The 19,438-nt window shown below is 62.3% G+C and carries 19 protein-coding genes; 13 read left to right on the top strand and 6 right to left on the bottom strand.

Translation table 11 applies throughout. The features are described from left to right. Position 1 precedes the first annotated feature (1 nt). Positions 2-1,240 (top strand): YihY/virulence factor BrkB family protein, encoded by a 1,239-nt coding sequence (locus tag L8V22_RS04350; protein ID WP_238800540.1) that lies wholly within the window; start codon positions 2-4, stop codon positions 1,238-1,240. Here L8V22_RS04350 and L8V22_RS04355 read toward each other — a convergent pair. The 4 genes from L8V22_RS04355 to L8V22_RS04370 form a co-directional block, all read right to left on the bottom strand. Further along, on the bottom strand, positions 1,237-2,775 hold the full coding sequence (locus L8V22_RS04355; RefSeq protein ID WP_238800539.1) for an AMP-binding protein: 1,539 nt from the start codon (positions 2,773-2,775) through the stop codon (positions 1,237-1,239). The two genes, L8V22_RS04350 and L8V22_RS04355, sit on opposite strands and share 4 nt — an antisense overlap. An 11-nt stretch (positions 2,776-2,786) precedes the next feature. Then, positions 2,787-4,496, bottom strand: a complete 1,710-nt coding sequence (locus L8V22_RS04360; RefSeq protein WP_238800537.1) for a long-chain-fatty-acid--CoA ligase — start codon at positions 4,494-4,496, stop codon at positions 2,787-2,789. Between the two features lie 71 nt (positions 4,497-4,567). Beyond that, positions 4,568-5,053, bottom strand: coding sequence for a methylated-DNA--[protein]-cysteine S-methyltransferase (locus L8V22_RS04365; protein WP_238800532.1), 486 nt, complete (start codon positions 5,051-5,053; stop codon positions 4,568-4,570). Position 5,054: 1 nt separating this feature from the next. Then, positions 5,055-6,770, bottom strand: a complete 1,716-nt coding sequence (locus tag L8V22_RS04370; protein WP_238800531.1) for a long-chain-fatty-acid--CoA ligase — start codon at positions 6,768-6,770, stop codon at positions 5,055-5,057. Between the two features lie 67 nt (positions 6,771-6,837). On the opposite strand from L8V22_RS04370, the gene mshA reads away from it, so the two are divergent. The 4 genes from mshA to L8V22_RS04390 all read left to right on the top strand — a co-directional run bounded on the left by mshA (position 6,838) and on the right by L8V22_RS04390 (position 10,919). After that, a complete protein-coding gene (gene mshA, locus L8V22_RS04375) occupies positions 6,838-8,103 on the top strand; it encodes a D-inositol-3-phosphate glycosyltransferase (protein ID WP_238800530.1) in 1,266 nt (421 codons plus the stop codon). Positions 8,104-8,142: 39 nt separating this feature from the next. After that, on the top strand, positions 8,143-8,889 hold the full coding sequence (locus L8V22_RS04380; protein WP_238800529.1) for a phosphoglyceromutase: 747 nt from the start codon (positions 8,143-8,145) through the stop codon (positions 8,887-8,889). 63 nt (positions 8,890-8,952) lie between these two features. Then, the gene (locus tag L8V22_RS04385) at positions 8,953-10,215 is read left to right on the top strand and encodes a sensor histidine kinase (protein WP_238800527.1); all 1,263 of its coding nucleotides are present in this window, start codon (positions 8,953-8,955) and stop codon (positions 10,213-10,215) included. Beyond that, positions 10,212-10,919 carry a response regulator transcription factor gene (locus L8V22_RS04390; protein ID WP_238800525.1) on the top strand — a complete coding sequence of 236 codons (708 nt, stop codon included), beginning with the start codon at positions 10,212-10,214 and terminating at the stop codon, positions 10,917-10,919. Before L8V22_RS04385 ends, L8V22_RS04390 begins: the two co-directional genes overlap by 4 nt. Here L8V22_RS04390 and L8V22_RS04395 read toward each other — a convergent pair. Further along, on the bottom strand, positions 10,916-11,842 hold the full coding sequence (locus L8V22_RS04395) for a DUF3109 family protein (RefSeq protein ID WP_238800523.1): 927 nt from the start codon (positions 11,840-11,842) through the stop codon (positions 10,916-10,918). The genes L8V22_RS04390 and L8V22_RS04395 overlap by 4 nt on opposite strands. A gap of 33 nt (positions 11,843-11,875) precedes the next feature. Here L8V22_RS04395 and L8V22_RS04400 point away from each other — a divergent pair, with 33 nt between their 5' ends. From L8V22_RS04400 to L8V22_RS04420, 5 genes are all read left to right on the top strand, one after another. Then, positions 11,876-12,805 carry a Ppx/GppA family phosphatase gene (locus tag L8V22_RS04400; RefSeq protein ID WP_238800521.1) on the top strand — a complete coding sequence of 310 codons (930 nt, stop codon included), beginning with the start codon at positions 11,876-11,878 and terminating at the stop codon, positions 12,803-12,805. 9 nt (positions 12,806-12,814) lie between these two features. Continuing rightward, the gene (locus L8V22_RS04405; RefSeq protein ID WP_238800519.1) at positions 12,815-13,939 is read left to right on the top strand and encodes a tripartite tricarboxylate transporter TctB family protein; all 1,125 of its coding nucleotides are present in this window, start codon (positions 12,815-12,817) and stop codon (positions 13,937-13,939) included. A gap of 72 nt (positions 13,940-14,011) precedes the next feature. After that, positions 14,012-14,803 carry a pyrroline-5-carboxylate reductase gene (gene proC, locus L8V22_RS04410; protein WP_238800517.1) on the top strand — a complete coding sequence of 264 codons (792 nt, stop codon included), beginning with the start codon at positions 14,012-14,014 and terminating at the stop codon, positions 14,801-14,803. 225 nt (positions 14,804-15,028) lie between these two features. Further along, entirely contained in the window at positions 15,029-15,217 is a 189-nt protein-coding gene (locus tag L8V22_RS04415; RefSeq protein WP_005276651.1) for a helix-turn-helix domain-containing protein, read from the top strand. Between the two features lie 238 nt (positions 15,218-15,455). After that, entirely contained in the window at positions 15,456-15,557 is a 102-nt protein-coding gene (locus L8V22_RS04420) for a 30S ribosomal protein bS22 (RefSeq protein ID WP_003855542.1), read from the top strand. Between the two features lie 84 nt (positions 15,558-15,641). Here L8V22_RS04420 and L8V22_RS04425 read toward each other — a convergent pair whose 3' ends face one another. After that, positions 15,642-16,679 carry an HAD family hydrolase gene (locus L8V22_RS04425; RefSeq protein ID WP_238800515.1) on the bottom strand — a complete coding sequence of 346 codons (1,038 nt, stop codon included), beginning with the start codon at positions 16,677-16,679 and terminating at the stop codon, positions 15,642-15,644. An 88-nt stretch (positions 16,680-16,767) separates the two neighbouring features. Between L8V22_RS04425 and L8V22_RS04430 the strand changes: the two genes are divergently transcribed. From L8V22_RS04430 to hemC, 3 genes are all read left to right on the top strand, one after another. After that, complete coding sequence (locus L8V22_RS04430; RefSeq protein WP_238800513.1) at positions 16,768-17,010, top strand: glutaredoxin family protein; 243 nt, start codon at positions 16,768-16,770, stop codon at positions 17,008-17,010. A gap of 73 nt (positions 17,011-17,083) precedes the next feature. Beyond that, positions 17,084-18,418, top strand: a complete 1,335-nt coding sequence (locus L8V22_RS04435) for a glutamyl-tRNA reductase (RefSeq protein ID WP_269966408.1) — start codon at positions 17,084-17,086, stop codon at positions 18,416-18,418. Next, positions 18,419-19,306 (top strand): hydroxymethylbilane synthase, encoded by an 888-nt coding sequence (gene hemC, locus L8V22_RS04440; RefSeq protein ID WP_238800508.1) that lies wholly within the window; start codon positions 18,419-18,421, stop codon positions 19,304-19,306. It abuts the gene before it with no gap. The last annotated feature ends 132 nt before the right edge of the window (positions 19,307-19,438 follow it).

A 19,438-nucleotide genomic window follows, 5' to 3' on the forward strand; every position in this document is an offset into this window, starting at 1 on the left:
TATGAGCACACTGGACGACGCCGCCGAGGTCCCCGGCGCCGCACACACCCCTGGCAATTCGTCTTCCGGCGAACCACCGAGCGCCGCGGCCACTCCGGCTAGCGAATCCGTCTATGAAGGCGCGGATAAGATCGTGCCGAGTACCGCGCCGACCGTGATCAAAATTGAGGGCCACACCGATGAGGTAGATCCCCTGGCCCGCGGCAACCGCCTGCGCAAGGAAAGCTGGGGGCTGGTCATCCGACGCGTGTGGGCGGACTTCTTCCATGATGCCTTGATGGATCGCGCCGCCACGATGACATACTTCACGCTCATGGCCTTTGCTCCTACGGTGCTCGCGGCCTATTCGATAGCCACACTCATCTTTTCTTCTCGGCGCACCGAGATACACGAATTAACCTCACAGTTCATTGCGGATTACGTTCCTAGTTCCATGACGGAGCAGGCCGAAAAACTCGTGGGCTCCATCATCGGTTCTGCCGCCCAAGGCACCTTCGCGCTGGTGGTATCCGTACTGGTTTCGCTTTTTTCCGCCTCGGCCTACGTACGTGCCTTCTCGCGCACCGCCAATACCGTCTACGGGCGAGTGGAGGGCCGCGGGATTATCCGCACCTGGGCGCTCATGTGGGGGCTTACCATCGTCCTGGTCATCGGCGCGGTCACCGTGCTCTTTGCTAACTTGCTGCGCGATACCATCGTGAGCGGTGCGGTCGAACCGCTGGCCGGAAAGCTGGACATGCAAGGTACCGCGGACTTTTTGGGCGGGATATTCATGCCGGTGTGGAATTGGCTGCGCTTCCCGCTCACTGTGGTGATAGTGCTGACGTTGATTGCCATCCTGTACCACTTTTCCCCGAATGTGCGGCCGGCGCGCTTTCGCTGGATTACTCTCGGATCCGTAGTGGCGCTTAGCACCAATGTGGTGGTGTGGGGAGCATTCGCGCTGTATACACAGCGCTTTGCTGGTGCCAGCGTTTATGGCGCCTTCAGCCTCATCATGGCCGTATTTATGGCCGTGTGGCTATCGAATACGATGCTCATTTTGGGCATCAAGATCGATGCGGAGATTCTGCGCGCCAAGGAGCTGCAATTGGGCCTACGCGCCGCGCGGCATATCCAAGCTCCGCCGCGTTCCGATGCCGCCGCTAGAGCCCAAGCCCGTGCCCAGCACGATTTAGAGGAGCGTTCCGAGCGTATCTATGAACAGGCAGTGCGCCGGGAAGATCGCGAAGAGGGCTAGCCTTGGTTGAGTAGCGTGAGCAGATCCCGCTGGACGTCTCTGCGGCGCAGCTTGCCTAGCTGATCTCCAGCCAGCTTATCCATGGCAAAGAATCGCTGCGGGACCTTATAGCGCGCCAGCAGCCCGCGGCAATGCTCGCGCAAGGCGTACTCATCGAGCCGCACGCCGGGGGCGAGGACCACGCAGGCGGCGACGTCCTCAGATCCATCGGAGCGGGGAATGCCTACGACCGCGGCCTGGGAGATGTCGGGGTGGGAGGTTAAGGCTTCCTCGACCTCGCCGGGATAAACATTGAAGCCGCCGGTGATGATGATTTCCTTGATTCGGCCCACCAACCGGATATGGCCATCGGGCTCGCGCACGCCCATGTCTCCGGTGCGGAACCAACCTTCATGGAAGGCGGCTGCGGTAGCGGGGGCGTCGGCAAGGTAGCCGCCAAAAACCTGCGGGCCGCGGGCGAGGATCTCACCAGCCACGCCATCTGGTTGGGTGCGGCTGAGATCGGCAGGATCGCCGATGCGCAGCTGCGTATCCGGCAGCGGCAGGCCGATGGTGCCGGCGCGCCGGGTGTCATCAAGGGGATTGATGGTCAGCACGGGAGAGGTTTCCGTAAGCCCGTAGCCTTCCACCAGCATGCCGCCGGTGCGCTTCTCCCATGGCTCGATGATGCGCGAGGGGAGAGAAGCCGCGCCCGAGATGGAATAGCGCACCCCACCGAGGTCTGTGGGCACGTCGGCACCAACTGCGGCGGCGTCTGTGGGCGTGGCTGCCATGGCGCGCTCGTAGATGGTCGGCACGCCCGGCATCCAGGTGGGGCGGCGGGTGGCAAGAGCATCCGTAACTGCATCGGTGTGTGGGGCGGCAAGCAGGATAATCTCGGCCGCGCAGCGCACCGCGAGCAGCACGCTCATCGTCAGGCCATAGGAATGGAACATGGGCAAAGCGGCCAAGAAGCGCTCCTGGCCGGGGCGCAGTGGCGCCTGAGTTTCTAGCTGTAGGCAGTTGGCGGCGAGGTTGCCATGGGTTAAGACCACGCCCTTGGGGCGGGCGGTGGTGCCGGAGGTGTAGAGGATAAGGGCGGCGTCGGCAAGCGTGGCCGGGTGCGGTTCCACCGGGGCACCGGAGAGGGGAAGCGGCTGGGTGAGGGAGACGGAGATGGTGGTCGCTACCTGCGCGGAAACGGTGGGGGCAATGTCCTCCCAGGCAATGGCCACGCGGGCGCCATGATGGGCGAGCAGCGGGGCGAGCTCGTGCGCGGTATAGCGCGGGTTATGCTCCACCACCACCGCGCCCAGGCGCAGGATGGCAAAGAACGCCACCACGTGTTGCGGGCAATTAGGCAGTAGGAGTGCTACCCGGTCGGCGGGGCGCACGCCTTTCTCGCGCAAGGCGCCGGCCGCGGCCGCCACCTGGGCATCGAGCTCGCTATAGGTTAGCGTGTGGCCGGCGAAGTAGGTGGCCGGGCGCTGTGGAAACTTGGCGACGGCCGCCTTAAGGAAATCCGTCAAGGTAGCGCCATAGTGAATTTCTGCCATAGCCGATAAGTTTAGGCCTTTGCCCCCAGCAGCTCGAGTAGGTCCTTGCGCACCTGGTGCCGGCGGATTTTGCCCAAGTGGTCGCGCGCCAAATCCTCAAAGTGATAGAACGTGCGCGGGACCTTGTAGCGGGTAAGGCGCTCGCGGCAGAATTCCTTCAATCCCTCGGGATCAAGCACGGCGCCATCGCGCAGGGTGACGCAGCCAACGACGTCCTCCGAACCATCCTGGCGGGGGCGACCCACGGCGGCGACGTCCACCACATCGGGGTGCTGGGCAATGGCCTCTTCCACTTCGGCGGGATACACGTTGAAACCACCGGTGATGATGATTTCTTTGATGCGGCTGACCAGCTTGATATAGCCATCCGGTTCCATCAGTGCCATATCGCCGGTGCGGAACCAGCCATTGTGGAAAGTCTTTTCGGTGGCAGCGGCATTGCCAAAATAGCCCTGGAAAATTTGCGGACCGCGCGCGAGCATCTCGCCCGGCTGGCCATCGGGTTGGGTTTCATCCAAGTTATCGGGGTTGGCGATGCGCACCTCCGTATCCGGGAAGGGCACGCCCACATAGCCGGGGCGGTGCTTGCCATTCATGGGGTTGGCGGTGAGGACCGGGGAGGTTTCCGTCATGCCGAAGCCCTCCACGAGCCGTCCACCGGTCAGGGTTTCCCAGCGCTCCACAATTTCTATGGGCAGCGTGGCCGCGCCGGAAAAGGCGTTGCGAATGCCGCTTAAGTCAACGTCTTTTTCTTCGGCCGCGTCCATGATCTTCTGGTAGAGGGTGGGCACGCCGGGCAGCCAGGTGGGAGTGCGCTTCTTTAGGATGTCCAGGATGAGCGGCATCTGCGGCGAGGGAAGCAGGATGAGCTCGGCGCCCAGGTAGATGCTGAAGATACACAGCGTGGTCATGCCATAGGCATGGAAGATGGGCAGCGCTGCGAGGAAGCGCTCTTGTTGTTTGCCCATCTGCGGTACCCAGGCTTTGCCTTGGATGGCATTGGCAATGAGATTGCCATGCGAGAGCAACGCGCCCTTGGGCTTGCCGGTGGTGCCGGAGGTGTAGAGGATGAGCGCGATATCGTCCTGGGAGATCTCGGGGAAATCGAGGTCCGTGCCGTCGCCGCCGATGGCCGCGCCGATGAGCGTGGACCATTCCACGGTATTGGGGGCAGGGGTGGTCAGCTGCTCTCGTTTGGCAGCCAGCGGTGGGATGGGCAGGCGCAGCGCGAGGCGCTTGAGCGGAGGCATGGCATCTACCATATTGACGGAGATGATGGTCTCTAGTGGGGTCGTCGAGCGCAGCTTTTCTAGCGTGGAGGCGGTCTTATCCCAGGCGATAGCTACGCGCGCGCCATGGTCATTGAGTAGGCCTTCCAACTCCGGGGCGGTATAAAGCGGGTTGTGCTCGACCACGGTGGCGCCGAGTAGTTGGACCGCATAAAAGGCGGCGATGTGCTGGGGGCAGTTGGGAAGAATGATGGCAACCTTATCGCCCGGGCGAATGCCAAAGGCCTTCAGCCCGGCCGCAGCGGCGCGCACCTGGCTATCGAGCTCCCCGTAGGTTTGCGTGCGCCCGAAGAAATAGGTGGCGGATTTATTGGCGTTGACCCGCAGGTTATTGCGGTAGTAGTCGACGATGGTCTTATCGCCGTAGTCCAGCGTGTGTGGGGTCCAGTCGCTGTAGTGCTGAAGCCAGGCTTGGGAGGGGGAAGCGGACACGCGAAAACCTTTCGTTTGGCTACAAAAACTATTTCTGAGGGGATAGTTTATCTCAAACGGAAAGAATCCTTCTAGATTTCTTCCAGTGCCAGCAAAAATCGTTTGGCAGCTAGCCCGCCCGCGTAGCCACCGAGCCCGCCATCGCTACGCAGCACCCGGTGGCACGGCCGCACAATGAGCAGGGGATTGGCGCCGCACGCGCTGCCCACGGCCCGCGTCGCGCCGGGCCGGCCGAGCATCTTGGCGACGTCGCGATAAGTAACCGTCTCCCCATAGCCAATCTCCGTTAGCTGCGCGTGCACCGCGGCGCGAAAGTCGGTCGTCGCAGGCGGGTCGAGGGGCAGCTCGAAGGCGCGGCGCTGGCCGGCGAAATACTCCGCGAGCTGTGCTTGGGCGGCGTCGAGCACGTCCGCGCTGCGCTTTTCGATGCCCCCTTCTTTCACACCGTCCACCGCTTCCAGCGGGGTGCTGGCCGCAGTGATGTCGACGCGGGAAAGCCCCCGCGGGCTCGCCTGCAAGCGCAGGGGTCCGAGGGGGCTATCGATGAGGCGGAACATGTTAGTTCTGTTCGGCCTCGAGGCGGCGGATAAGGTCTGCCTGGACTTCGCGGCGGCGGATCTTGCCCATTTGATCCTTGGCCAGCTCCTCAAAGTGGTAGAAGGTGCGCGGGACCTTGTAGCGGGTAAGGCGCTCGCGGCAGTATTCCTTGAGCCCCTCCGGGTCAAGTGCGGCGCCATCGGCCAAGTCGAGGCAGGCCACGACGTCCTCGGAGCCATCTTCGCGCGGCCGGCCCACCACGGCGACGTCATCAATGCTCGGGTGCTCGCGCAAGATTTCTTCCACCTCGCCCGGATACACGTTGAAGCCGCCGGTGATGATGATTTCTTTGATACGGCTGACTAGGCGGATGAAGCCATCTTCTTCCATGACGCCCATGTCGCCGGTGCGGAACCACTCGCCGTGGAATGCGGCCTCGGTGGCCTCTTCGTTATTGAGGTAGCCCTTGAAAATCTGTGGACCTCGCGCCAAAACTTCGCCTTCGGTGCCATCGGGCTGGGTTTCATCGAGGTTATCTGGGTTGGCGATGCGCACCTCGGTATCCGGGAAGGGGATGCCGACGTAGCCGGGGCGGCGGTCGGTGCTCATAGGGTTGCCTACGATGATGGGTGAGCATTCGGTCAGGCCGTAGCCTTCCACCAAGAGGCCACCGGTGTAGTCCTCCCACTTCTTGACCGTGTCCGAAGGCAAGGTAGAAGCGCCGGAGAAGGCTGCGCGCACGCCCTTGATAGGAATCTGCTGCTCGTCGGCGGCTTTGATGATTCGCTCGTAGAGCGTTGGTACACCCGGCACCCAGGTCGGGGTGTGCTTCTTCATCAGCTGCATGATGAGCGACATATCCGGCTTAGGCAGCATGACTAGCTCGCCGCCGATAAACTGCGCCAGGGTCACGTTCATGGTCAGGCCATAAGCATGGAAGAAGGGGAGGGCAGCGAGCATGCGCTCCGGCTTATCACCCAAGCCCGGTACCCACGCCTTGCCCTGCAGGAGGTTGGAAAATAAGTTTCCGTGTGACAGCATGGCGCCCTTCGGGGCGCCGGTGGTGCCAGAGGTATACATGATGAGCGCGATGGTGTCCTTATCCACGTCTTCCGGCGTGGTGATATCGCTGCCGTCGCCACCGATTGCGTTGCCCACTAAGGTCTCCCACGGCACGGTATTTGGTGCCGGGGAAGAAAGCTGTTCGCGTTTGGACTTAAGTGGCGGGATAGGCAAGCGCAAAGCGGCGCGCTGCAGGGTGGGCATGGCGTTGATCATATTGATGGACACGACCGTTTCCAGGTTGGTGGTCGCGCGCAGCTTCTCCAGCGTGGGCGCGGCCTTGTCCCAAGCGATGGCGATGCGCGCGCCGTGATCTTGGAAGAGTCCTTCCAGCTCATGGGCGGTGTAGAGTGGGTTGTGCAGCACCACCTGCGCACCGAGCTTCAGAATGGCATAAAACGCCGCGATGTACTGCGGCGAGTTGGGTGCGACGATGGCTACGCGGTCACCTGGCCGCACGCCGAAGGCCTTCAAACCTGCGGCCGCAGCGCGAACCTGGCGGTCTAGCTCAGCATAGGACTGCGTACGGCCAAAGAAATAGGTTGCCGGCCGATCCGCGTTGACTTTCAGGTTGTTGTCATAAATATCTAGCAGCGTGGTATCGCCATAGTCCAGCGTATGCGGTGTCCATTCCGGGTAATACTGGAGCCAAGCCTGTGATTCGTATGCGGACAAAACTATTACCTTTCGGTAGCGTAGGTTTCTGGCAGGGGCCAGTATAGCGCCGGTAGAATTGTGCGCCATGCGCATCGCCATGATCTCTATGCATACCTCGCCGATTGAACAGCCCGGCTCGGGGGACGCTGGCGGCATGAACGTCTACGTCCTCAATAGTGCGCGCCAACTGGCTCGCCGGGGAATCGAGGTGGACGTCTACACCCGCGCCACGCGGCCTAGCCAGGGCGAAATCATTGAGGTTGAACCCCACCTGCGCGTTATTAATATCGTCGCTGGGCCGTACGAGGGCCTGGATAAAGAGGATCTGCCCACCCAGCTGGCCGCTTTCGCGGGCGGCATGGTGCAATTTGCCAAGTGGCAGGGCAAGAAATATGACCTTATTCACTCCCACTATTGGCTCTCTGGTCAGGTGGGCTGGCTACTGCGGGATCTCTGGGGCATCCCGCTCATCCACACGGCCCATACCCTCGCCGCGGTGAAAAACGCCTCCCGGACCGCGGATGACACCCTGGAGTCCGAGGCCCGCCGCATCTGCGAGCAGCAATTGGTGGATAACGCGGACCTGCTCGTGGTCAATACCGAGCAGGAGGCCCGCGACCTAGCCGAGCATTACGATGCTGAGTGTGACATCATTCGCGTGGTCTCGCCCGGCGCCGACGTCGAGCTTTTTACCCCAGGCACGGACCGCAATACCGAGCGCTCCCGCCGCGAGCTGGGCATTCCACTGCATACCAAGGTGGTTGCCTTTGTGGGGCGCCTACAAAAATTCAAGGGCCCAGAGGTCCTCATTCGCGCCACGGCCGAGCTCTTCCGCCGCGAGCCGGCCCGCAACCTGCGCGTGGTCATCTGCGGCGGTCCATCGGGAGCAAATACTGCGCCGGAGGTGTATAAAGATTTGGCGCATGAATTGGGCGTCGATAAGCGCGTGCGTTTTCTGGGCGCTCGGCCGCCAGAGGAGCTGGTGGGGGTTTACCGCGCGGCCGATATTGTCGCGGTGCCCAGCTATAACGAGTCCTTTGGCTTGGTATCGCTAGAGGCCCAGGCCTCGGGCACGCCGGTGGTTGCTGCCGCCGTTGGCGGGCTGCCCATCGCCGTGGCCGACGGCGAGACCGGCCTGCTGGTGCACTCGCATGACCCGTCCGACTGGGCCGATGCTCTAGCCCGCCTGCTTGACGACGACCCCATGCGCATCGCCATGGGCGAAGCCGCCGTCGCCCACGCTGCGCGCTTTAGCTGGGCCAGCTCCGCCGCCGCGCTCGTAGAAATCTATGACGAGGCCAGCCGCATCGAGGTCCCAGACTGCCACCAACGTCGGGCGATTGGGGATTAAACCCTTACGCCGGTAGTCATTTCGTGGCATGCTAGGAGCATGACTAACGGAAAATTGATTCTTCTTCGCCATGGCCAATCCAAGTGGAACGAGTCCAACCAGTTCACTGGCTGGGTGGATGTAGATCTGACCGAAAAAGGCGAGGCGGAAGCCAAGCGCGGCGGTGAGCTGCTTGCGCAGGAAGGCGTTCTGCCCGATGTTCTCTATACCTCTCTTCTACGCCGTGCTATCCGTACCGCAAATATCGCACTCAACGCCGCCGACCGCCACTGGATCCCAGTGGTGCGTGATTGGCGCCTAAACGAGCGCCACTACGGCGCCCTGCAGGGCCTGAACAAGGCCGAGACCAAGGAAGAATACGGTGAGGAAAAGTTCATGGCATGGCGCCGCTCCTATGACACGCGCCCGCCGGAGCTGGCCGATGACTCCGAGTACTCCCAGACCAATGACCCGCGCTACGCGGACCTAGAAAAGGTCCCGCAGACCGAGTGCCTGAAGGACGTCGTTGCCCGATTCGTGCCGTACTTTGAAGAAGAAATCCTCCCACGCGCTAAGAAAGGCGAGACCGTACTCATCGCCGCGCACGGTAATTCCCTGCGCGCACTGGTTAAGCACCTGGACAATATCTCCGATGACGATATTGCTGGCCTGAATATCCCGACCGGCATCCCGCTGGTCTATGAGATCACCGAGGACGGCTCCGTAGTAAACCCAGGCGGCACCTACCTGGACCCGGAGGCTGCCGCCGCCGGCGCCGCTGCCGTTGCTGCGCAGGGCGGTAAGTAAGAAACTGCGCTACAGTCCCCGGGGAATATTCCCTGGGGACTTTGTGATGGATAGGCTGGACACGTGGAATTGATTCTTTCCTTTGTCGCCGGCGTGGTGGCCTGTGGGCTGGCGCTGCCGGCTATTTCTTGGCTGCGCGGTCGCATTGCTCACTACCGCCAGGCCACCGATGCCGAGGCCAACCAGGTCACGACTGTCAGCCAGGTACTGCACTTGGCGGTACAAGGTTCGCCGACGGCCTTGGCGGTGCTGGACCGCAACCAAGAAATCGTCATGTCCAATCCGGCCGCCCATGAGATGTCCTTGGTCCATGATCGCGCCGTGAATCCGGATGTATGGCAGACCGCGCAGGAGGTCTTTGAAGACAAGGAGACCCGCACCGTCGACCTGGCCATTCCCAAACGCCGTACGGGCCACCGCGTCACGCAGTTCAAGGCGGTGATCAAGCCGCTGACGCTTAACGACGGCCGCTTTGTCATCATCTACGGCACCGATGAGAGCGAAAACGTCCGCATGGAATCAGCTCGCCGGGACTTCGTGGCGAACGTCTCCCACGAGCTCAAGACACCCGTCGGTGGCATCGCTTTATTGGCCGAGGCCCTCTTGCAGGATCCCGGCGATCAGGAAACCGTGGAGTACTTTGGCAATAAAGTCTACAAGGAAGCCAACCGCATGGCCGATATGGTCAGCGAGCTCATCTCCTTGTCCAAGCTGCAAGGTGCCGAGGCGCTGCCAGAGATGGAACCGTTGGCCGTCGATGACCTCATCGAGGAAGCGCTCTCGCGCAACCAACTGGCTGCGGAGGCCCGTTCCATCGAGCTCAACCGCGGCGCCTCCGTCGGCGTGCAGGTTAAAGGCGATCGATCCCTGCTGGTAACAGCACTGTCTAACCTCGTCTCCAACGCGATTAACTATTCGCCGGAGAAAATGCCGGTATCGGTCTCCCAAAAAGTGGTGGATGGCGGGGTCGTGCTCATCCGCGTCACGGACCGCGGCATCGGTATCGCACCGGATGACCAGAAACGTGTTTTTGAGCGCTTCTTCCGCGTAGACCAAGCCCGGTCGCGGCAGACCGGAGGCACTGGCCTAGGATTAGCAATTGTTAAACACGTGGTGGCCAACCATGGCGGCAACATCAAACTGTGGTCCCGGCCCGGTACGGGTTCCACATTCACCATTGAGTTGCCTATCTACAGGGAAGAAAAGCCAGCGCCGGATGCTGGCATGAAGGATAATGAGAAAAGGGATGCCGTCGACGCGGCGGCGCCTGGGCTCCCGCGTGCGGTAGCACGCGTTGCAGCACGTCGAAAGGATAAAGCACAATGACCACCATCCTCATCGTTGAAGATGAAGAGTCGCTGGCAGATCCGCTGGCATTCCTCCTTCGCAAGGAGGGCTTCGAGCCGATCATCGCGCACGATGGCCCCACCGCGCTGGAAAAGTTTGCTGCTAACGACATCGATATCGTCCTTCTAGACCTCATGCTGCCCGGTATGTCCGGCACCGAAGTGTGCAAGCAGTTGCGCATCACCTCTTCCGTGCCGGTCATCATGGTTACCGCGCGTGATTCCGAAATCGACAAAGTCGTCGGCCTCGAGCTAGGCGCCGATGACTACGTGACCAAGCCCTATTCCTCTCGCGAGCTTATTGCCCGCATCCGGGCGGTCCTGCGCCGCGGCCACGATTCCGGAGCCGGTGCCGATACCGAGGCGGAGGAAGCGGCAGGCGAGCAGATTCTCGAAGGCGGCCGCGTCAAGATGGACGTGGAGCGCCATACCGTTACCGTCGCAGACGAGCCGGTATCCATGCCTCTCAAGGAATTCGACCTCCTGGAGTACCTGCTGCGCAACGCCGGCCGCGTGCTCACCCGCGGTCAGCTCATTGATCGCATCTGGGGCGCCGATTATGTCGGCGATACCAAGACACTCGACGTCCATGTCAAGCGCCTGCGCTCCAAGATTGAGGAGCAGCCCTCCCGCCCGAAACACTTGGTTACGGTGCGCGGTCTGGGCTATAAATTCGAGCTCTAATTTTCCGCCTGCTGGCTTTCTGTCTGTAGGCGCCCAGCCTTCACGCTGGCTGGGTGCTGCGTGAGCTGGACGCCGTGTTCGGCCGCTGCGGCGCGCGCCTTGCAGTGTGCGGCCAGAATCTCATAGGACTCGCGGCCCATGAGTGCTACCAACTCGTCCTCGTGCGACTGCCACATGGGCAGTGGGTTGGCATGGCAGGCGGCGTCGGCCGAACAATACCAATCAAAATCCTCGCCGCCATTGCCCCAACCGCGGCGGTCATATTCGCCTATCTGGGTGCGTAGAATCTCCTGCCCATCTGGGCGTTCTTCATAATCTTCATACCGGCGCAACGGCAGCTGCCAGCACACCTCCGGCTTGACCACCGTGAGCTCCTCACCGGCATCAACTGCCCACTGGTGCAGTGCACAGCCCGTGCCCGTGGCCCAGCCGGTGCGGTTGGCGAAAATGCACGCGCCATCCACAATCGGCGTCTTCAGCGCTGGTTCTGGTTCGCCGTCCTCGCCGTCGAGTTCGTCCCATTCCAACCAAGGCTCTAACTCGTCTGTGGCGTCTTGGGCGAGGAACCCATCTACCCCCGCTGGGCGCAGCTGCCAATATTTGGCGGGCATGCGCGAGACGGCGTCGTAAAGCTGGTCGCGGTCTTCTTCGTCGGCCATATATGCGCCATGCACGCAGCAGCCCACTTCGGGCTGGCTCTTATCGATTCCCCTGCACGCCGACGTCCCAAATTGGCAGCTGTAGTGCGACTCTACCCATGTCAGGTCGATGGAAAAGACGTGGTGCGGGTCGTTTGGGTTGCAAAATTCGAACCATTCCCGCGGAAAGTCGGGGGCCTCCTCGCGGCCTGCACTTATCGACGCCGCCGCGGGCGAGCTCGCAGGAAAACCTAGGTATACCGTGTCAGATTTTGGGCGATTCACACCTAACCACGGTAGACCTACTACGCTATTAGTGTGCGATTAGGTGTATTAGACGTCGGAAGCAATACCGTCCACCTCGTTGCGGTCGATGCCGCGACAGGCGGACGGCCAACTCCGATGAGCGATTGGAAGACCCCGCTCCGGCTGGTGGAACAGCTGGACAAGAAGGGGAATATCCATGAAAAAGGTGTAAAGAAGCTGGTCAGTGCCGTAGCAGAGGCTAGCGAGCTGGGCGAGAAGCTGGGCTGCGCGGAATTTATCGCCTTTGCCACCTCGGCGGTGCGCTCCGCGCCCAATTCGGAGGCCGTGCTCGATGAGGTGGAAAAGCAGACCGGCGTGCGTCTGCAGATCCTCTCCGGCGTGGAAGAAGCACAGCTGACCTTCCTCTCCGCGCGTCGCTGGTACGGCTGGTCCGCCGGCCGGATCACCAACCTGGATATCGGTGGCGGCTCGCTGGAGCTGTCCACTGGTACCGATGAGCACCCGGATCTTGCCTTTTCTCTCGACTTGGGCGCGGGCCGATTGACTCATAATTGGTTCGACACCGACCCGCCAGAGAAGAAGAAGGTCAGCGCGCTGCGCGATTTTATTGATGCGGAGCTTGAGGACGTCGCTCAGCAGATGAAGGCAATGGGACCCGCCGGCCTTGCCGTCGGTACTTCTAAAACCTTCCGTACACTGGCACGACTAACCGGTGCCGCACCCTCGTCTGCTGGACCCTATGTCAAGCGCACACTGACTGCACCGGGTCTGCGGCAGTTGATTTCCTTCATCTCTCGCATGACTGCGGCAGACAGAGCGGACCTAGAGGGTGTAAGTTCTAACCGATCGCACCAAATCGTTGCCGGCGCTCTGGTGGCCGAGGCATCCATGCGAGCCTTGGAAATCGAGAAGCTGGAAATCTGCCCGTGGGCGCTGCGTGAGGGCGTCATTTTGCGCCGGACCGACAAGGGATTGGAATAGGAAGAGATCATGGCTGACAAAAACCAGTTGACCGTGGCGGAGCTGCTGGCCCGCAATAAAAAGGCCCGCGGCGAAGAAGGCAAGGACGACAAGCGTTCCCGCCGCCATCGCCGCAGCCTGGATGAGGGCGGCATCTCCGTTGCCGAGCTGACTGGCAACCTCAAGAAGGTTAAAGCCTCTCCCGCCGAGGCTAAGCACACCTCCGTATCCATCGACGAGGATGCCCCCGTCATCCGCGCCCCCAAGTCTGCAGGCAAGGACGAGGCTGATTCTGCGCAGAAGCCCGCCGAAAAGCCTGCCGCCCCAAAGGCCAAACCCAAGGCCGCAGCGAAGCCTGCCGCTAAGTCCACGGATAAGCCTCGCGCCAAGTCTGCTGCGAAGACCGCAGCTGCTTCTTCTGCCGCCGCGCAGGCCGCACAGAAGCCCGCAGCTGCCGGCGCGGCACAGGAGGCGGCGAAGAAGAATCAGCCTTCTGCCGATGACACCGCGGTAATCCAGCGCGTGGACAAGGCGAAGGCAGACGGGACCAAGCCAGCTGCGGCCAAGGCAGGAGCTAAACCGGCTGCTAAGCCAGCAGCAGAAAAGTCGACCGCGGAAAAGGCTACTACGGACAAGACTGCAGCGGACAAGGCTGCAGCGGACCATGCCCGCGCGGAAAAGTCGGGCGTGGAGAAGCAGGGCGCTGCAAAGCCCGCTGCTGAAAAGCCAAAGTCCGACAAGGGCGAGAAAACGGCCGAAGCGGGAGCAGTAGGCGCTGGAGCTGCCGCTGCGGCGGCGGTGCCGGCGTCGAAGAAAGCGGGCGTCGCTAAGAATGCAGAGGAAACCGGCAACCTGCCCAAGGTCGAGGATGACGAAGAATGGGTCGAGGAAGAGCACGAGAAGCTCAACCCAGTCTCCATCCTGCTAATGATTGTCGCGGGCATCCTGCTAGCGATTGTCATCTTCAAGGGCTTTGAGATTCTGTGGGACAATTTCCCCCGCCTCGTTGTCGCCATCCTGGCGCTGTGCGTCACGGCGATTATGGTGGGCGTAACGCACGCGCTGCGCACCGCGCGCGATGGCTTCTCCATGTTCTTGGCCGGCTTTACCGGCCTCATCCTGGCTTTCGGCCCATTGCTGTTGGTTATGCTCTAAGCCCTCGCTTGTCGATGCCCCGGCTACCCCACGTGGTAGCCGGGGTTCCGCATTTTTGGCATGGTGGAGATCATGACAAAGATTGCAATTTTAGGCGGCGGACAAATCGGTGAGGCTTTGACCTCGGGACTGGTGGCATCGGGCTTTGCAGGCTCGGATATCACGGTCACCAACCGCACCGAATCCCGCAGCAAAGAGCTCCAAGACGCCTACGGCGTTAACACCACTAGCGATAATGCGGCCGCGGTAGACGGCGCGGACTATATTTTTGCGTGCGTAAAGCCCTACGCCATCCTGGACCTGCTCGAAGGCCTCAAGCCAGCCAAGGACGCCGTGGTGGTCTCCATGGCGGCAGGCCTGACGCTGGAGCAGCTGCAGGGTGCGGTGGGCGAAGGCGTGCCGGTGGTGCGCGTTATGCCTAATACCCCCATGTTGGTGCGCCGCGGCATGTGCACCTGTGCGGCCGGCGAGCACGTGAGCGACGCCCAGATGGACGGCGTGCGCGAGCTGCTAGAGGCCGTCGGTGAGGTCGCGGTCATTCCAGAGAAGAATATCGACGCCGCCACCGCATTGGCGGGTTCCTCCCCGGCCTATTTCTTCCTTGTGGCAGAGGCGCTTGTCGACGCCGGCGTGCAGCTCGGCCTTCCGCGCGACGTCGCCGAGAAGCTTGCTGCCCAGGCCGCGGCCGGTTCCGGTGAGATGCTGGCTAGCTCCGGCCGCTCGGCCACTCAGCTGCGCGCTGGTGTCACCTCGCCGGGTGGCACCACCGCGGCCGCCGTCCGTGAGCTGGAGGAGTCTGGTCTGCGCGGTGCGTTCTACCGCGCGGCAGAGGCCTGCTCCGACAAGGCAAAGGAGCTCGGCTAAAGCTGCCATATGCGACCTCCCCGTGGTGGGGGTGTACCCACCCGGGAGCGCTGGGGCGGGTGCTAAGCAGCGCTTTTAGGGTTAACCCTAATGATTGCTGTGAGAAAATTTGGCACTTGGGTCGCATTAGTCACATGTTTCACGATAGGCTAGGGCAAGCACGTGCGTGAAGTCCTGTGGGAGGGGAAGCCTACAGCGCGTAACGAGCTGAAGGGTTAGATATATATGGCAAATGAAGAAAAGGGAACCTTTCTGACGATCGCGGAGGTCGCCGAGATTATGCGCGTCTCCAAAATGACCGTCTACCGTTTGGTTCACGCAGGCGAAATGCCGGCCGTTCGCGTCGGACGCTCTTTCCGCGTTCACGAGTCCGCCGTCAACGAGTACCTGGAGGCTTCCGTTTACGGAGCCTAGGCTCGCGCCTATTGGACAGCGCCCACCTCTGTTGGCCCTCGTGGTCAGCGGTGGTGGGCGTTGTTATTTTTCATGGGCTCTTTTTGGTTACGCACTGGGTGCTGGGTAAGATGGTGTGCATTCGTGTCGGCTCGCTGATGTGGCCCGCGGTCCGTGAGGTCAAGGCGGCAAGAGTGCACCTTCGCTGTTCCTAGCGCCGGCAGGTTAAAAGTACGTACTACACGAAAGTGAGGACTCCATGGGTTCCGTCATTAAGAAGCGCCGCAAGCGCATGTCCAAGAAGAAGCACCGCAAGATGCTGCGCCGCACCCGCGTGCAGCGTCGTAAGCTGGGTAAGTAAACCCAGCCCGCGCTTCTTACCCTCCGCTTCGTGTGTCCAAGCACGGCGGAGGGTTTTTGCCTGCTCGACCGATATCTCTGTTTCCTACCGCCGGTAGTAGCGCCAACCGCCATAGGAAAAAGCGGCGGTAACCAGCGCTGGCAAGCCATAGGTGCGGATAGCGCGCCGCACGGAGCGGTAATCGCGCACCAGCCAGCCGCGGTCACCGGCGATATCGCGTAGCTTGCGGTCCGGATTAATTGCCACAGCGGTGCCAACCATCGACAGCATGGGAACGTCGTTGGCGGAATCTGAATAGGCGGTGCAGCGCGAGAGATCGAGGCCTTCGATGGTCGCGAGCGCGGCCACGGCGTGCTTTTTGCCGGGCCCGTGCAGAATATCGCCGACCAGCCGGCCGGTGAACTTGCCGTCCTTGACCTCTGCGACGGTGCCGAGCGCACCCGTGAACCCGAAGCGCCGCGCCAGCACCTGGGCCAGTTGCACTGGCGTGGCGGTAACCAGCCACACCTGCTGGCCAGCGGCCAGGTGCATCTCCGCTAGCTGCGTGGTGCCGGGGTAGGCGCGGCGCGCCAGCGAGGCATCCACGATCTCCTCGCACAGCTCCACCAGCTCATCGACACTGCGACCCTTAACAAACTCTAATGCCTGCGCGCGGCCGTGAGCTACGTCTTTGGCATTCTCACTGCCGGAAACGCGGAATTTTAACTGCTTCCACGCAATCGGCAAGATTTCGGAAAGCCGGAAATAGCGCTTGCGCGCCAGTCCGAAGGCGAATTCCACGAGGGAGGAGCCTTGGATGAGGGTGTTGTCGACATCGAAAAACGCCGCCGCCCCCACATCTACCGGTACGTCCGGGTCTTGGTCGGTGATGCGTTGCGCGCCGGCCGCGTCGTAGGAGCCGGTTACCGAATCCACACCGGAGGCAAAATCCTCCAACTCGAGCCCGAATTCTTCTAGTGCCGCGGCGGCTGCGGCTTCACCGGCGGTGCGCTGGGATTCCTCGTCCAGCGGGGCGAGTGCTTGGGTCTCTAAGAAATTACGCAGATTGCCGCGCGAGGCGGTCCAATTGGCCAAGAAGTCGCGGGGGGATTCGGGGAATCCTGGGGGAGTGGTAGCGGACACGAGTAAGACAAACAGCTTTCGCAAACGCGGGGTGGACTAACGTGTCCATAGTAATGGTTTCGACCGCCGCCGTCCTTGTGAGGAGAATATGTCTCAGCATCTCGTCGAGCTCATGGTGCGCACCACCTGCGGTTCTTGCGCGCGCGTGAGGGAACAGATTACCCCCGTTATCAAGCAGGCAGGCGCGGAGCTTAGTGTGCGTAACGTGGATGAGGACGCGGAGCTGGCCATGGAGTTCGGTGACCGCGTACCCGTCGTGGTTATCGGCGGCGAAGAGTTTGCCTGCTGGGAAGTAGACAATGAGGAGCTGGCGGCCGAGCTGGCCGGTTGATTCGGGATCCACGACACCGACAGGTAGTCTTTTGGAGGATTAAAATCAATCAAAGGGTTGAGGAGTGTTGTGCATGAGCGTGCTCGTTGTGGGTATGTCCCACCAGTCGGCGCCGGTGGCGCTGCTGGAAAAGCTGAGCATGGATAGTGCGGTCCAGGATTCCGCCTGCGGGAAACTGGTGGCGGCCGACTCACTTTCAGAGGCGATGATCATCTCCACCTGCAACCGCATGGAGGTCTACACCGTCACCAACTCCTTCCACGCCGGCGTGCAGGAAGTCGTGCGCGTGATCACCCAAGTATCGGGCGTGAGCGAGGAGGAGCTGCGCAGCTACCTCTACGTACGCTATGCCGACGCCGCGGCCGAGCACCTGATGTCGGTCACCTCAGGGCTGGATTCCATGGTGGTAGGAGAGCAGCAGATCATCGGCCAGGTGCGCAGCGCCTACCAGGCCGCCTCCGAACAGGGCACGGCCGGCCCGCGCATCCACGCGCTGGCGCAGTCTGCGCTACGGGCGGGCAAGCGCGTGCACTCCGAGACCGACATCGATGAGGCAGGTTCCTCCATGGTGTCCTTCGCTTTCGATCAAGCCCTGCAGCGCCTAGACGCCGAGGATTTGGCCGGCAAGACCGCGCTGGTCCTCGGCGCGGGTGCCATGGCTTCGCTCGCTGCTACCCACGCCGGCCGCCTTGGGGTCAAAGAGTTGGTGTTGGCTAACCGCACCCGCGAGCGCGCCGAGCGCCTGGCCAGCCACGCTGAGGAGGCCGGTGTCGCCGCCCGCGTCGTGGACTTTTCCCAGCGTGCCGCCGCGCTTTCCGACGTCGACCTCGCCATCTCCGCCACCGGCGCCGATAATTTCACCATCGAGGCCGCCGATATTCCGGCCGGACGCGAGCTCATGCTCATCGATCTTTCCCTACCACGCGATATCGACGATGCCGCCGCTGCGGCCGACGGTGTGGACCTGGTCAATATCGAGCGCCTGAGCAAGTCGCTCTCGGCCGCCGATACCGATGTCGCGGCCGGCACTAGCCCGCACGCGCAGGCCCGTCGCATCGTCGACGAGGAGCTGGCAGCTTATACCTCGGCCCAGCGCGTGCGCGATGTCGCCCCGGCCGTAAGCGCCCTGCATCGCCGCGCGGCCGACCTCGTCGAGTGCGAAGCCGCGCGCTTGCAACACAAGCACCCAGAGCTTGCCGGCAAGCAGCTGGAGGACGTCCAGCGCGCCCTCAAGCGCGTGGCCGATAAGCTGCTGCATGAACCGACGGTGAGGGCGAAGAAGCTGGCGGCGTCGGAAAGCAGTGTCAGCAGCGAGAATGCTCTGCAGGAACTCTTTGGCCTGCAACTGGAAGGCTCCGGAGTGTCCGTGGCCGTTAATGAATTGCCCACCATGACTAAGGAGGCCTAAATGTTTCAGATTGGTACCCGCGGCTCCAAGCTCGCCACCACCCAGGCGGGCCATGTGCGCGATTGGCTTATCGACGCCGGCTTTGACTCCCAACTCCACATCGTCGCCACCGCCGGCGACGTCAATATGGCGCCCGTCGAGCGCATCGGCGTCGGCGTATTTACCCAAGCGCTGCGCGAGGCGCTCTATGCCGGCGAATGCGATATTGCCGTCCACTCTTTTAAGGACCTGCCCACCGCCCCCGATGATCGCTTCCGCCTCGTGGTGCCGCAGCGCCAAGATTCCCGCGAGGCGCTCGTCGCCCGCGATGGCCTGACCCTGGCGCAGCTACCGCAGGGTGCGCGCGTGGGCACCTCCGCCCCGCGCCGCATTTCCCAGCTGGCCGCAATCCGCCCGGATCTGGAGATTCGCCCACTGCGCGGCAATATCGATACCCGCATGTCCAAGGTCACCGACGGCGAGCTCGATGCTGTTTTGCTGGCCTATGCCGGCCTGCTGCGCGGCGGTTACGCGGACCGCGCCACCGAAATCTTCGAGCCTTCCGTCTTCATGCCGGCGCCGGCCCAGGGTGCCCTCGCTATCGAGGCCGTGGCCGGAACCGAGGCCGCGGCGGCCCTAGACGCCATCGTTGATGACCGCGCCTCGGCCGCCGCTGCTGGTGAGCGCGCCGTGCTAGCCCGCCTCGAGGCCGGCTGCACCGCTCCGGTGGCCGCAACTTCGCGCTGGGACGGCGAACAGCTCACCGTGCGCGGTGGCGTCTTTGCCCTCGACGGATCTCGCCAGCTCACGGCCACCGCTTCCGGTCCCGCGGCCGAAGCCACAGAGCTCGGCGCCCGCGTTTCGGACGAGCTTTTCGCCGGTGGTGCGGCCGAGCTGCTGGGCAAGTAATTTCGCCTTTAGGCGCTAATAATTTAAGGTGTAGATACCACAAATCATTGTCCCGCAATGATCCGGCCCCCTTTAAGGGCATCCCAGGCCTTGCGTCCTGGGATTTTGGCCGTTATGACCGTGTCACCCACC

Source organism: Corynebacterium yonathiae, from assembly GCF_027570195.1.
Taxonomy (GTDB): domain Bacteria; phylum Actinomycetota; class Actinomycetes; order Mycobacteriales; family Mycobacteriaceae; genus Corynebacterium; species Corynebacterium yonathiae.